At 68.8% G+C, this 13,197-nt stretch carries 9 protein-coding genes; 6 read left to right on the top strand and 3 right to left on the bottom strand.

Features of this window, described 5'->3' with window-relative positions:
* Positions 1 to 34 precede the first annotated feature (34 nt).
* The 3 genes from uvrA (at position 35) to RZE79_RS02105 (ending at position 5,348) form a co-directional block, all read left to right on the top strand.
* On the top strand, positions 35 to 3,091 hold the full coding sequence (gene uvrA, locus RZE79_RS02115; protein ID WP_373696527.1) for an excinuclease ABC subunit UvrA: 3,057 nt from the start codon (positions 35 to 37) through the stop codon (positions 3,089 to 3,091).
* A 46-nt stretch (positions 3,092 to 3,137) separates the two neighbouring features.
* Entirely contained in the window at positions 3,138 to 4,025 is an 888-nt protein-coding gene (locus RZE79_RS02110) for a DMT family transporter (RefSeq protein WP_101493376.1), read from the top strand.
* 207 nt (positions 4,026 to 4,232) lie between these two features.
* On the top strand, positions 4,233 to 5,348 hold the full coding sequence (locus RZE79_RS02105; protein WP_319358832.1) for a lytic polysaccharide monooxygenase: 1,116 nt from the start codon (positions 4,233 to 4,235) through the stop codon (positions 5,346 to 5,348).
* 27 nt (positions 5,349 to 5,375) lie between these two features.
* Here the strand turns inward: RZE79_RS02105 and RZE79_RS02100 are convergent, their stop codons facing one another.
* Genes RZE79_RS02100 through RZE79_RS02090 form a run of 3 tightly spaced genes read right to left on the bottom strand, consistent with a single transcriptional unit; the run spans position 5,376 to position 9,401 of the window.
* Positions 5,376 to 6,146 carry a GntR family transcriptional regulator gene (locus tag RZE79_RS02100; protein WP_180288626.1) on the bottom strand — a complete coding sequence of 257 codons (771 nt, stop codon included), beginning with the start codon at positions 6,144 to 6,146 and terminating at the stop codon, positions 5,376 to 5,378.
* A 1-nt stretch (position 6,147) separates the two neighbouring features.
* Positions 6,148 to 7,917, bottom strand: coding sequence for a glycerol-3-phosphate dehydrogenase/oxidase (locus tag RZE79_RS02095; protein ID WP_319358831.1), 1,770 nt, complete (start codon positions 7,915 to 7,917; stop codon positions 6,148 to 6,150).
* Positions 7,914 to 9,401 carry an FGGY family carbohydrate kinase gene (locus RZE79_RS02090; protein ID WP_319358830.1) on the bottom strand — a complete coding sequence of 496 codons (1,488 nt, stop codon included), beginning with the start codon at positions 9,399 to 9,401 and terminating at the stop codon, positions 7,914 to 7,916. Before RZE79_RS02090 ends, RZE79_RS02095 begins: the two co-directional genes overlap by 4 nt.
* A 180-nt stretch (positions 9,402 to 9,581) precedes the next feature.
* Between RZE79_RS02090 and RZE79_RS02085 the strand changes: the two genes are divergently transcribed.
* From RZE79_RS02085 to RZE79_RS02075, 3 genes are read left to right on the top strand one after another with little or no spacing between them, the layout of a single operon-like run.
* Positions 9,582 to 10,628, top strand: a complete 1,047-nt coding sequence (locus RZE79_RS02085) for a substrate-binding domain-containing protein (RefSeq protein ID WP_319358829.1) — start codon at positions 9,582 to 9,584, stop codon at positions 10,626 to 10,628.
* The gene (locus RZE79_RS02080) at positions 10,625 to 12,160 is read left to right on the top strand and encodes a sugar ABC transporter ATP-binding protein (RefSeq protein ID WP_319358828.1); all 1,536 of its coding nucleotides are present in this window, start codon (positions 10,625 to 10,627) and stop codon (positions 12,158 to 12,160) included. The genes RZE79_RS02085 and RZE79_RS02080 overlap by 4 nt, the downstream gene beginning before the upstream one ends.
* Positions 12,157 to 13,197 carry an ABC transporter permease gene (locus tag RZE79_RS02075; RefSeq protein WP_099794687.1) on the top strand — a complete coding sequence of 347 codons (1,041 nt, stop codon included), beginning with the start codon at positions 12,157 to 12,159 and terminating at the stop codon, positions 13,195 to 13,197. Before RZE79_RS02080 ends, RZE79_RS02075 begins: the two co-directional genes overlap by 4 nt.

Raw genomic sequence — 13,197 nt, 5'->3', positions numbered from 1 at the left:
ATCATGTCCGGTTGCCCTCGGACGACCGCACCCCTTGAATTCACCCACCCCTGAAGACGCCCCGGAACGCGACGCCTACCTTGGCGCCCTGCTCGCCCAGCAGCGCATCAGCATCCGCGGCGCGCGCACCCACAACCTGAAGAACGTCGACCTCGACATTCCGCGCAACAAGCTGGTGGTCATCACCGGCCTGTCGGGCTCGGGCAAGTCGAGCCTGGCGTTCGACACGCTGTATGCCGAAGGGCAGCGGCGCTACGTGGAAAGCCTCTCGGCCTATGCGCGGCAGTTCCTGCAGCTCATGGACAAGCCCGATGTCGACGTGATCGAGGGCCTGTCGCCCGCCATCAGCATCGAGCAGAAGGCCACCAGCCACAACCCGCGCTCCACCGTGGGCACGGTGACCGAGATCCACGACTACCTGCGCCTGCTGTATGCGCGCGCCGGCACGCCCTTCTGCCCCGACCACCACCTGCCGCTGCAGGCGCAGACGGTCTCGCAGATGGTCGACGCGACGCTGGCGCTGCCCGACGAGCCCCGCCTCATGATCCTGGCGCCCGTGGCGCGCGAGAAAAAGGGTGAGTTTCTCGAGCTCTTCACCGAGATGCAGGCGGCCGGCTACGTGCGCTTTCGCGTCGACGGGCAAACCTACGAATACAACGACCTGCCCAAGCTCAAGAAAACCGAGAAGCACGACATCGACGTCGTCATCGACCGCCTGCGCGCGCGCCCCGACATGCAGCAGCGCCTGGCCGAGAGCTTCGAGGCCGCGCTGCGCCTGGCCGAAGGCCGCGCCATTGCGCTGGAGCTGGGCGCCGAGGGTGCGGCCGACAAGGAGCACCTGTTCAACGCCAAGTTCGCCTGCCCGATCTGCCACTACTCGCTGTCCGAGCTCGAACCGCGCCTGTTCTCGTTCAACTCGCCCGTGGGCGCCTGCCCCAGCTGCGACGGCCTGGGCCACCGCGAGGTGTTCGACCCGGTGCGCGTGGTGGCGTTTCCGTCGCTGTCGATCGCCAGCGGCGCCATCAAGGGCTGGGACCGCCGCAACGGCTACTACTTCAGCATGGTCGAGAGCGTCGCCAAGCACTACAAGTTCGACGTCGATGCACCCTTCGAATCGCTGCCGGCCTCGGTGCAGCAGGTGCTGCTGCATGGCTCGGCCGCTGAAGAGATCAAGTTCAACTACACCATGGAGTCGGGCAACTTCGCGGGCAAGAAGCTCACGAAGAAGCACCCCTTCGAGGGGATCATCCCGAACATGACGCGGCGCTACCGCGAGACCGATTCGGTGATGGTGCGCGAAGACCTCGCGCGCTTTCGCAACCAGCAGCCCTGCCCCGACTGCGGCGGCTCGCGGCTGCGGCGCGAGGCACGCAATGTGTTCTTGGTGGACGACACCGGCCACGTGGCCGCGAACGGCGGCGAGCCCCCGCGCATGGCGATCTTCGAACTGAGCCACCTCACGCTGCGCGACGCCTACGCCTGGTTCAGCACGCTCAAGCTGCGCGGCGCCAAGGCCGACATCGCCGACAAGGTGGTGCGCGAGATCGGCCTGCGCCTCAAATTCCTCAACGACGTGGGCCTCAACTACCTGAGCCTGGACCGCAGCGCCGAAACGCTCTCGGGCGGCGAGGCGCAGCGCATTCGCCTCGCGTCGCAGATCGGCTCGGGCCTCACGGGCGTGATGTACGTGCTCGACGAGCCCAGCATCGGCCTGCACCAGCGCGACAACGACCGGCTCATCGGCACGCTGAAGCATCTGCGCGACATCGGCAACAGCGTGATCGTGGTCGAGCACGACGAGGACATGATCCACGCCGCCGACCACGTCATCGACATGGGCCCCGGCGCCGGCGTGCACGGCGGGCGCGTGATGGCGCAGGGCACGTACGCCGAGGTGTCGGCCAACCCCGACTCGCTCACCGGCCAGTACCTCTCGGGCACGAAGAAGATCGAGGTGCCCAAGCACCGCACCGCGTGGCTGCCGGCCGTGAAGAAGCCGGCCTTCAACGAAGGCAAGAAACCCTCCCGCTTTCCGCAGAGCCCCGCGGCCGAACGCCGTGCGGCGCGCGAAGCGGCGCACCTGGCCTCGCAGACCGACCTGCAGGAGATCCGCGTCGTCGGTGCCACCGGCAACAACCTGAAGAACGTGAGCGTCGCCTTCCCCGTCGGCCTGCTGACCTGCGTGACGGGCGTCTCGGGCTCGGGCAAGTCGACACTGGTGAACGACACGCTCTACGCCGCCGTGGCACGCACGCTGTACCGCGCCCACGAAGAGCCCGCCGAGCACGAGTCGGTCGAGGGCATCGAGTATTTCGACAAGGTCATCAACGTCGACCAGTCGCCCATCGGCCGCACGCCGCGCAGCAACCCGGCCACCTACACGGGCCTGTTCACGCCCATCCGCGAACTGATGGCCGAGACCAACACCGCGCGCGAGCGCGGCTACGGCCCGGGCCGCTTCAGCTTCAACGTGGCAGGCGGGCGCTGCGAGGCCTGCCAGGGCGACGGTGTGGTGAAGGTCGAGATGCACTTCCTGCCCGACGTCTACGTGCCCTGCGAGGTCTGCCACGGCCAGCGCTACAACCGCGAGACGCTCGAGGTCCAGTACAAGGGAAAGAACATCGCGCAGATCCTCGAGATGACGGTCGAGACCGCGCACGAGTTCCTGAAGGCCGTGCCGACCATCGAGCGCAAGCTGCGTACGCTGCTCGACGTGGGCCTCAGCTACATCAAGCTCGGCCAGTCGGCCACCACGCTGTCGGGCGGCGAGGCGCAGCGCGTGAAGCTCGCACTCGAACTGAGCAAGCGCGACACGGGCCGCACGCTGTACATCCTCGACGAACCGACGACCGGCCTGCACTTCGCCGACATCGAACTGCTGCTGAAGGTGCTGCACCAGCTGCGCGACGCGGGCAACACCATCGTCGTCATCGAGCACAACCTGGACGTCATCAAGACGGCCGATTGGCTCATCGACATGGGCCCCGAAGGCGGCGCCGGCGGCGGCACGGTGGTGGGCGAGGGAACGCCGGAAGACATCGCGGCGAACGAGGCGAGCCACACGGGGCGGTACCTCAAGCGCCTGCTGTAGCAGCACCGCCAGCACGAATGCGCGGGCCGCGCCACAATCGCGGCCCATGCCTTCCTTCACGCCGCGCCAGTTCGTTCTTCTTGTCCTCCTCACCCTCGCGTGGGGCTTCAACTGGCCGGTGATGAAACTCGGCGTGGCCGACTACCCGCCGCTGGCCTTTCGCGCGATTTCGATCTGGCTGGGCGTGCCCGTGCTGGCGATGGCGCTGGTGGTGATGAAGGTGCCGTTCCGCGTGCCGCGCAGCGCGTGGCCCGAGCTGGTGTGGCTGGGCGCGACCAACATGTTCGTCTGGCACGCCTGCATCATCCTCGCGGTGAAGGCGCTGTCGGGCGGGCGCGCCGCGATCCTGGGCTACACGATGCCGGTGTTCTCCGCGGTCATCGGCGCGCTGCTGTTCTCGGCCGTGCTCACGCGCCGCGCATGGACCGGCGTGGGCGCCTGCGCCATCGGCGTCGGGCTGCTGCTGTGGCACGAGCTCACCGACTTCGCGGGCCGTCCCGGCTACGTGGCGCTGGCGCTGGTGGCCGCCGCCACCTGGGCACTGGGCACGCAGCTGCTGCGCCACACGCGCATCGGCCTGCCGACGCTCACGCTCTCGTTCTGGATGACGGCCATGACGGCCGTGGTGATGACGGTGCTGTCATTGCTGTTCGAGCGCGACCAGTGGCGCTCGCCCGGCGCGGTGACCTGGGGATCGATCGCCTACAACGCGGTGCTGATCTTCGGCTTCGCGCACGCGGCCTGGTTTTACCTGGCGCGCGGCCTGCCGCCCGTGGCCTCGACTTTGAGCGTGATGTTCATTCCCGTGCTCGGCGTGTTCAGCGGCGCCGTGTGGCTCGGCGAGGTCGTGCACTGGCAGGACTGGGTGGCGGTGGCGCTGATGATGGTCGCCATCGCCTCGGTGCTGCTGCCTGCGCGCGCTGCCAAAAGCTGAGCGCGAACCGCGCCGCGGGGCGCAGAAATAGCCGCGTCACCAGCACGCCAAAAGCATTACAGACGCGGTCTGAAAATTGACCCTTTGCTGGGCAAAAGTCTCGTTTCGGGCGCTTTCGATTCCTAGAATTCGGCTGCTTTTTATTGCAACTGAATCTCATTAAGGATCGAAATGGCATTTGGAATTTCCTGGAAAACGACGTGCGGCGTGGCCGCTGCTGCCAGCTTCTTCGCGCCTCTGGCCTACGGCCACGGCGCGCCGGAGTACCCGATCTCGCGCCAGTACAGCTGCTACCAGAACCGGGCCCAACCGGCGTGCCAGGCGGCCATCGCCTACGGCGGTGAGCAGGCGATCTACGACTGGAACGGCGTGAACCAGGGAGCGGCCGGCGGCAACCACCAGGCCGTGGTGCCGAGTGGCCAGATGTGCGCCGGCGGCCAGAGCAAGTTCAAGGGCTTCGACCTGGCGCATCCCGATTGGCAGGCCACGACCTGGTCGCCGTCCACCGACGGCAGCTACGAGTTCCGTTACCACGCGACCGCGCCGCATCGCACGCTCGACTGGAAGTTCTATCTCACCCGCGAAGGCTGGAAGCCCGGCACTGCGCCGCTGCAATGGTCGGATGTCGAGTTGGTCAGCACGATCGGCGGGGACCAGGTGGCGACCCCCACGCCGAACCGCTACCTGATGAAGCTGCGCCTGCCCCACCGCACCGGCCCGCACGTGCTCTACGCAGCCTGGCAGCGCTCGGACAGCCAGGAGGCCTTCTACAGCTGTTCCGACGTGAACTTCGGTGGCGGCGGCATCACGCCGCCCGTGGCACCGACCCCGCTGCACCACATCGGCCAGGTGAATGCCACCCAGAACCTGCCGGCCGATGCGAGCGCGAAGCTGCGCGTGTTCGGCCGCGACGGTTCGGACCCGGAAGGCCACACCCTGGCGATCACCGCCGCCAATGGCGCGCGTGACACCTGGCTCGGCCAGCTCGCCACGCTGGTCAACGGCCGCTCGGCGTATGTGCGCGTCGGCAACCTGCAAGGCGGCAGCGTGACGGTGCCGCCCCAGGCGACCGTGCTGCAGGTCTATGCGCTCACCGAGACGTCGGGCGTGAGCCACGTCGTCGACATCGCGCTGCCGCCCACGCCACCGGTCACGCCGCCCGGCGGCCCCGAATGGACCGAGGGTGCGCACTACAAGACCGGCCAGGTGGTCTCGTACAAGGGCGGCAACTACGTGTGCCTGCAAGGGCACCAGGCGCTGGTCGGCGCGGGCTGGTACCCGGACGCGCCCTCGGTGATCAACGTGCTGTGGAAGCGCCAGTAGCCCTGTGACTCGCGCGCTGCCGCGCGCTCAGGTCGTCGTCTGCACGTGCAGGCGGCTGGTCTTGCAGCGGTGCAGCGCGCGGTAGTGTTCCAGCGGCCGGCCGTTCGCGCCGTAGGCGATCGATTCGATGCGCAGCAGCGGCTCGGGCTGCGGCAGGTCGAGCAGGCGGCAGGTTTCGGCGTCGGGCAGCACGGCGTCGATCCAGCGTTCGGCGCGCACCAGCCGCACGCCGTACTGGCGGCGCAGCACGTCGTACAGCGAGCGGTCGTCCAGCCGCGTGCGGTGCAGGCCCGGCGCGAGGTCGGCCGGCACCGCCGTCTCGACCAGCAACCGCAGCTCGCCGTCGACACTGCGCAGGCGCTTGAGGCCGACCACCTGCGCGTCTTCGGTGAGGCCCAACGCGGCGGCCTCTTGCGCGGTGGCGGCGCGCAGTTCCTGCACGAGGATCTGCGTGCGCACCGAGCGGCCCTTGCGTTCCATCTCGTCGGAAAAACCCAGCACGGTGGAGACGAAATCCTCGTCGCGCTCGCGGGCCGACACAAAGGCGCCGCGGCCCTTGATCTTGTAGATGAGGTTGTTGCGCACCAGGTCGGCCAGCGCCTCACGCACGACGATGCGCGAGATGCCGAACTGCTCGCCCAACTCGGCCTCGGACGGCAGCTTGGCGCCGATGGGCAGCACGCCCTGCAGGATCTGCAGCCGGATGGCGTCGCGGAACTGCGCCCACAGCGGCGATTCGGAGTTGCGGTCGAGTGAGGTGGTCGACACGGTGTTGTCGGAGGCGGTGGTGAGGGTCACGTTAGGTCGGGCCGAGGACGGGGCTGGCCATCAATGATGCATCGAAAGCGGAAGGCGCCGGCTCGTTGGCCGCCACCGGCTGCAGGCGCACGCCGTGCCGTTCGCGCAGCGCGGCGGCGCAGGCGCTGAGTTCATGGTGCGCGCGGGCCGCGTCCCAGCCGAGGGCTTCGGCGGCCACGCCGGCGATCTCGGCAAGCGCGTCGTCGGTGACCAGCCCGCGGATGGCCAGCAGCGTGCGGCGGATCACGAGGTCGTCCAGGTGCACGACGCCGGTCTCCATGCACAGGTACGAGAGTTCGGCCGCCGAGTACCCGGGCGCGTGGCGCAGCGGCGTGTCGCCCGAGGCCGCGAGGCGCTGCGCCAGCGGCAGCGCCTTCGAGCCGTAGCGGCGCAGCAGGCCCAGCGCGCGCGCGCGGTCCAGGCCCGAGCCCGCCGTCATCTTGTCGATGAAGCGCTCGGTGGCGGCTGCGTCGGCCGGCAGCTCGGCGCCGCCGCCGATCGGCAGCGACTCGGTCGAGGCGGTGCGCGAGCGGCCCAGGTGGCGCAGCACGTGGTCGGTGGCTTCTTCGGCCAATGCGCGGAAGGTGGTCCACTTGCCGCCCACGAGGCCGACGATGGGCACGTCGCGCGTGGCGCTCGGCGGATCGACCACCACCGAGTGGTCGCGCGAGATCTGGCCCGGCTTGTCGGCGTCGGAGCGCGCCAGCGGGCGCACGCCGACGTAGGTGTAGATCACATGGTTGCGATCGAAGGCCATGTTCGGGAACACCTCGCGCAGCACGTCGATGAGGTAGTCGATCTCGGCCGGCTCGGTGACGATCTGGTCGGGGTCTTCCACCGGGATGTCGGTGGAGCCCACCAGCACGCGGTCGAGAAAGGGATAGACGATGCACACGCGCCCGTCCACCGCCTCGAAGTAGGCCATGCGGCCGTCGAGCGCGTCGCGCAGCGCCGGGTGGTCGAGCACGAGGTGCGAGCCCTTGGTGCCCATCACGCGCGGGCCGGCACCGCCGAGCACGGCCGCGCTGCGGTCGAGCCAGGCGCCGGTGGCATTCACCACGGTGTCGGCCGTGACGCGCACCAGCGCGCCGGTGATCTCGTCGCGCAGCGTGAGGATGTTGCCCGCGCAGCCCGTCACGCGGCAGTAGTTGGACGCGACCGAGCGCGGCTGGTCGCGGCAGGCGTCACCGATCAGCTCGAGGATCAGCCATTCGGGATGGCTGATCCAGGCGTCGAAGAAGGTGGCGGTCCAGCGGATCGCGGCGCGGAACAGGCGGCGGTCGTTGGTGGGCACGCGGCTGATGCGGTGGCCCGGCATCACGCGCTGGCGGCGGCCCAGCAGGTCGTACAGGCGCAGGCCCGCGGCCACGGCCAGCAGGCCGCGCGTGCGCTGCGGCGGCGTGCGCCCGAAGAACTTGAGCGCGCTGCTCAGCAGCCCGCCGAAGAAGCTCGACAGCGGCACCACGGTCTTCAGCGGCTGCACCAGGTGCGGCGCGTTGCGCAGCAGCAGGTTGCGCTCGCGCGTGGCCTCGGCCACCAGCGAGAAGCTGCCGTTTTCGAGGTAGCGCAGGCCGCCGTGGATCATGCGCGAGGGCGCGCTGCTGGCGCCGGCGCCGAAGTCGCCCTTGTCGACGATGAGGCAATCGACGCGCTGCAGCGACAGGTCGCGGAACACGCCCACGCCGTTGATGCCCGCACCGACGATGACCGTCGAAAAATGGCGACCTTCGAGCGAGGCCGGACGGACGAAAGGCAGTTGCCAGGCGCTCATGACGCACCGCCCGAGAGGTGAGAAAAGACAGGAGACATGCGATCGATCAGTTCGTTGAATTCGGCGTTGAAATCGGCATGGGCCCGCGCGTCGCGCGCGTCGGGTTCGATGAGTTCGCAGGGCGCGCGCAGCGGGCTGGCAGGCCCCGCGTCGTCGAGGTCCTGCGACATCGCGGCATAGAGGGCGGCACCGCGCGCGCCGGTTTCGTCGTCGGCGCAGCGCTCGACCGGGTGGCCCAGCAGCGCCGCGAGCAGGCGCACCAGGCGCGCATCGCTGGCACCGCCGCCCAGCACGCTGGAGGCCGACACCGGCAGGCCCTGCGACGCGAGGCGCGCGGTGTGGCGCGCATGCAGCGCGGCCACGGCATCGACCACGGCGCGCGCCATGTCGGCGGGCGTGTGGTGGCTCTTGAGCCCGACGAAGCCGGCCGTGATGCCGCCTCCGCCGTTGATGAAAGGCAAAAAGCGCAGGCCGTTCGCACCGAGCGGCACGCCCATGGCCAGGTCGACCACGGCGCGCGCATCGGGCAGCCCGAGCGCGCCGGCCAGCCATGCGATGTTGGCCATCGACGAGGGGCTGTTCTCCATGTACAGGCGCTCGCGCGTGCGGCCGAAGTTGACGAGCGCGGCGACCTCGGGCTGCGGCGCAATCACCGGGCCGATGACGGCGTTGACGCACCACGTGCCCAACACCGACACGGCGCGGCCGCGGTCTTCGGCGCCGATGGCGGTCATCGAGGCGAGCAGGTCGATGGCGCCCATCGCCACCGGAATGCCGGCGGGCAGGCCGCACAGCGCCGCTTCTGCAGCCCGCAGCCGGCCCATCGTCTGGCCGCCGGGCACCAGCGGGCCGAAGGCGCGCGGCCCGAGGCCGTCGATGCCCGCGGCCTCGAAGGCCAGGGGCGACCAGTCGCCGGTGGCCAGCGTGAGCAGGCCGGCGGTGCTGGCGTCGCTCGCGTCGGTGGCGATCTCGCCGGTCAGCAGGAAGCCGAGGTAGTCCTTGGCGAACAGCAGGCGGTGCAGTTCGCCGCGCTGCACGGCGTCGGCGCCGAGCAGCTCGGCCGCGATCACGGTGGGCTGCCCGGGCCAGGGGCGGCAGCCCACGTCCGCGAACAGCCGGTCGCCGTGGCGCGCCGAGAGAGCGAGTGCGCGCGCATCGGCGCGCTGGTCGGTGGAGGCGACGGCGCGGCCGCCGACGAGTTCGAGTTGTGCATCGAGGGCGTACAGGCCCGCGCCGTGGCCGGTGCAGCCGATGGCGCACACGTCCGCCGCGCGCGCTCCGAGCTGGCGGGCCACGTCGCCGAGCACGTGGGTCAGCCCCGCGCGAATCGCCGCCTCGCCCACCTCGCAGCCGCCGCCGGGCAGCCGCGCATGCCGCAGGGGCAGGCGCGACACGGCCAGGCTGCGCCCGCTCCCCGCGTCCAAGGCCAGCGCCTTCAGGCTGCTCGAGCCCATGTCGATGCCGATCAGTATTTTGGTCTTCATGTCATAACAGCTTCGACGGAAAAAAAGACTGTCACCAGTAGCGTTTCCCCTAGTTATCGGGAGAAACGGCCCGCCATTACATTCTATCCTGTCATAACAACTGTCGTGACACCACGGTCCACAGGCTCGCCACCCAACGGCGGGCCGAAAGCTCTGCCAGTCAACGTGAGGAGACAAAGAATGAGGCGTAATTTCCTGAAGTCCGCGGCCGCTGCCGGTATCGGCCTGGCCGGTGCGAGCGCGTTCGCGCAGCAACAGTCCGCAGCCCCTGCGGCAGGTGCCGGCCTGCGCGGCAATGCCAGCGACGTCTACGTGATGAACGTGATGGTCTCGGGCGTCGAGTACTGGTTCCCGGTCTACGAAATGATGAAGCAGCTCGGCCGCACGCTGGGCGTTCGCACCCGCTACACCGGCACGCCGGAGTACGACGTGAACAAGCAGCTCGCTTCGTTCGAACAGGAACTGGCGCGCAAGCCCGCCGGCATCCTGCTGCACCCGATGAACCCCGATCCGTTCATCGAACCCATCAACCGCGCCGCCGCGATGGGCATCCCGGTCGTGACCTTCGCGGCCGACTCGCCGAACTCCAAGCGCACCTCGTTCATCACCTCCGACAACGACCGCGAAGGCAACCAGGCCGCCGACGCCATCGCCGCCTCGCTGAACGGCAAGGGCGAGTACGCCGTGCTCGAGAACCCGGGCCAGGACAACCACGACCGCCGCATCTCCGCGTTCGTGAACCGCATGAAGGCCAAGCACCCGGGCATGAAGCTGGTCGGCCGCGCCGCCAGCAACCAGGACCCGAACAAGGCCTACCAGGCCGTGCTGAGCCTGGCGCAGGCCAACCCGAACCTGGGCGCGCTGTTCATGCCCGAAGCCAACTCGGCGCTCGGCGCTGCGCAGGCCAAGGTCGAGACCAAGAAGAACATCAAGGTGATGTGCTGCGACGTCAACGCCAAGATCCTGGACATGATCAAGTCGGGCGACGTGTTCGGCGCCATCAACCCGAACCAGGGCATGCAGGGCTACATGGGCATGATGATGCTGTTCCTGGCCAAGAACCCGGGCCTCATCGATCCGATGAACGACGCCAAGCGCAACGGCACCAACCCGATGGCCGTGCCCTTCCTGGACAACGGCCTGGCCGTGGTCAGCAAGGCCAACGCCGACGACTTCTACTGGGACAAGTACCTCGCCCGCCGTGGCACCAAGGGAATCGGCGAGTGAGCACCCCTGCCGCATTGCTTGAACTGCGCGGCATCGCGAAGCGCTTCGGCGCTTCGCGCGCCCTCTCGGGCGTGGACTTCTCGCTGCAGGCCGGCGAGATCCACGCCCTGTGCGGCGAGAACGGCGCGGGGAAGTCGACGCTGATGAACATCATCGACGGCATCCACCAGCCCGACGAAGGCACCATCGCGCTGCAAGGGAACACCGTGGTCATCGACGGCCCCGCGCACGCGATGCGCCTGGGCATCGGCCTGGTGCACCAGGAGATCGCCCTGTGCGCCGACGCCACCGTGGCCGAGAACATCTTCATGCCGGAAATCAACGCCGGCCACCAGGCGTGGATGAACTTCTCCGCCTTGAACACGCGCGCCGCCAAGGTGCTGGCGCGCCTGGGCCAGGACATCGACCCGGCCGCGCTCGTGCGCGACCTGAGCATTTCGAACCAGCAGCTGGTGGAGATCGCCAAGGCGCTCACGCTCGACTGCAAGGTGCTCATCCTCGATGAGCCCACCGCCGCCCTCACCGACAACGAATCGGCCGCGCTCTTCCGTGTGCTGCACGACCTCAAGGCGCAGGGCATCGGCATCATCTACATCAGCCATCGCATGGCCGAGATCTTCACGCACTGCGACCGCGCCACCGTGCTGCGCGACGGGCGCAACGTGCACAGCGGCCCGCTCGAAGGCATGACGCCCGACGAGCTGGTGCGCCGCATGGTCGGGCGCGACCTGGGCAACTACTACCCGCCCAAGCAATCCGCCGCGGCTGACGACGCGAACGCCGGCCCCGTGCTCGAAGTCGACAACATCGCCGACGACGACCGCGTGCACGGCATCTCCTTCACGCTGAAGCGTGGCGAGATCCTCGGCATTGCGGGCCTGATGGGCGCCGGGCGCAGCGAGCTGGCCGAGACCGTGTGCGGCCTGCGCCCCGCGCGGCGCGGCGCCGTGCGGCTCAACGGCAAGACGCTCAGCATCCGCAAGTACAGCGACGCACTGCGCGAAGGCATCGCCTACCTCAGCGAAGACCGCAAGGAGGCCGGCGTGTTCCTCGATCTGCCGATCGCGCAGAACATCTCGTCGATGGCGCTGCGCCGCGTCAGCTCGGCCTGGGGCCTGTTGCAGCGTGCGACCGAGCACCGGCTCGCGGTGCAGCTGGGCGCCAAGCTCAACCTGAAGTCGGACGGCGTGGCGATCGAGGTGTCGAGCCTGTCGGGCGGCAACCAGCAGAAGGTGGCGATCGCCAAGCTGTTGGCCACGCAACCCGCGGTGCTGCTGATGGACGAGCCCACGCGCGGCGTGGACGTGGGCGCGAAATCCGAGATTCACCACATCCTGCGCGACCTGGCCGACCAGGGCGTGGGCGTGGTGGTGATCTCTTCCGAACTGCCCGAGATCATCGGCCTGTGCGACCGCGCACTGGTGATCCGCGAAGGGCGATTGGCGGGCGAACTGGCCCATGACGAGATGACGGAGGAAGCCCTGCTGCGGCTGGCCTCCGGACTTTGCGAACCCGAAGAGGCAATGGCATGAACTTTCCGACCAGAATCGATGCAGGCGCTGCGGCCACGGCCACAGCCGGCTCCCTGCAACCCCGCCGAACAGGAGACCCCGTGAAGCAGAGCAACAAGCTCACGAGCATGCGCGAGGCCGGGCTGGTGCTGATCATCCTGGCGCTGTGCGTCGCGATGAGCTTCGCATCGCCCTACTTCCTGACCTGGGACAACGTGCGCGCGATGCTGCTGTCCTTCTCCATCGAAGGCATCGTGGTGGTGGGCATGACCATTTTGCTCATCGTCGGCGGCATCGACCTGTCGGTGGGCTCGGTGGTGTGCTTTGCGATGGTGGTGACCGGCAAGCTCTTTCTCATGGGCATGGACCCGTGGCTCGCGAGCCTGGTGGCCATTGGCGCCAGCGGCCTCATCGGCGCCATGATCGGCGGCTGCGTCACGCGCATCGGGCTGAACCACTTCATCGCCTCGCTGGCCTTCATGGTGATCGTGCGCGGCCTGTGCCTGGCGCTCACGCAGGGCACGCCGCAGTCGCTGTTCTCGCTGCCGGCCGAGTTCAAGTTCATCGGCCAGGGCACGCTGTTCGGCGTGCCGGCTGTCATCCTGATCTTCCTGGCCATCGTGATCGTGAGCGACTTCGTGCTGCGCCGCTCGACCCTGCTGCGCCGCGTGTTCTACACCGGCAGCAACGAGAAGGCCGCGCTGTACGCCGGCATCCGCGTGGGCCGCGTGAAGTTCTGGGTCACGGTGCTGTGCTCCGCATCGGCGGGCCTGGCCGGCGTGATCTACACGGCGCGCTTCGGCGCCGCCACGCCGACCTTCGGCATGGGCATGGAACTCAACGTGATTGCCGCGGCCGTGATCGGCGGCGCCAGCCTCAAGGGCGGCTCGGGCACCGTGCTCGGCGCCGTGCTCGGCCTGGCCCTGCTGTCGGTGGTGACCAGCTCGCTGATCCTGCTCGACGTATCGCCTTACTGGCAGGACGTGATCAAGGGCTTGATCCTGCTCGCGGCCGTGACCATCGACCACATCCTGAACACCCGAAAGACCAAGCGATGA

Source organism: Variovorax sp. EBFNA2 (assembly GCF_033802765.1).
Taxonomy (GTDB): domain Bacteria; phylum Pseudomonadota; class Gammaproteobacteria; order Burkholderiales; family Burkholderiaceae_C; genus Variovorax; species Variovorax paradoxus_H.
Note: the sequence above shows the minus strand (reverse complement) of the source record. Positions and strands in the feature narration are given on the sequence as shown.

Bases quoted from the DNA above. Each gene is read 5' to 3' on its own strand.
- RZE79_RS02110 (WP_101493376.1), top strand. From the start codon at position 3,138: ATGCCTTCCTTCACGCCGCGCCAGTTCGTTCTTCTTGTCCTCCTCACC.
- RZE79_RS02095 (WP_319358831.1), bottom strand. From the start codon at position 7,917: ATGAGCGCCTGGCAACTGCCTTTCGTCCGTCCGGCCTCGCTCGAAGGT.
- RZE79_RS02090 (WP_319358830.1), bottom strand. From the start codon at position 9,401: ATGAAGACCAAAATACTGATCGGCATCGACATGGGCTCGAGCAGCCTG.
- RZE79_RS02085 (WP_319358829.1), top strand. From the start codon at position 9,582: ATGAGGCGTAATTTCCTGAAGTCCGCGGCCGCTGCCGGTATCGGCCTG.
- RZE79_RS02075 (WP_099794687.1), top strand. From the start codon at position 12,157: ATGAACTTTCCGACCAGAATCGATGCAGGCGCTGCGGCCACGGCCACA.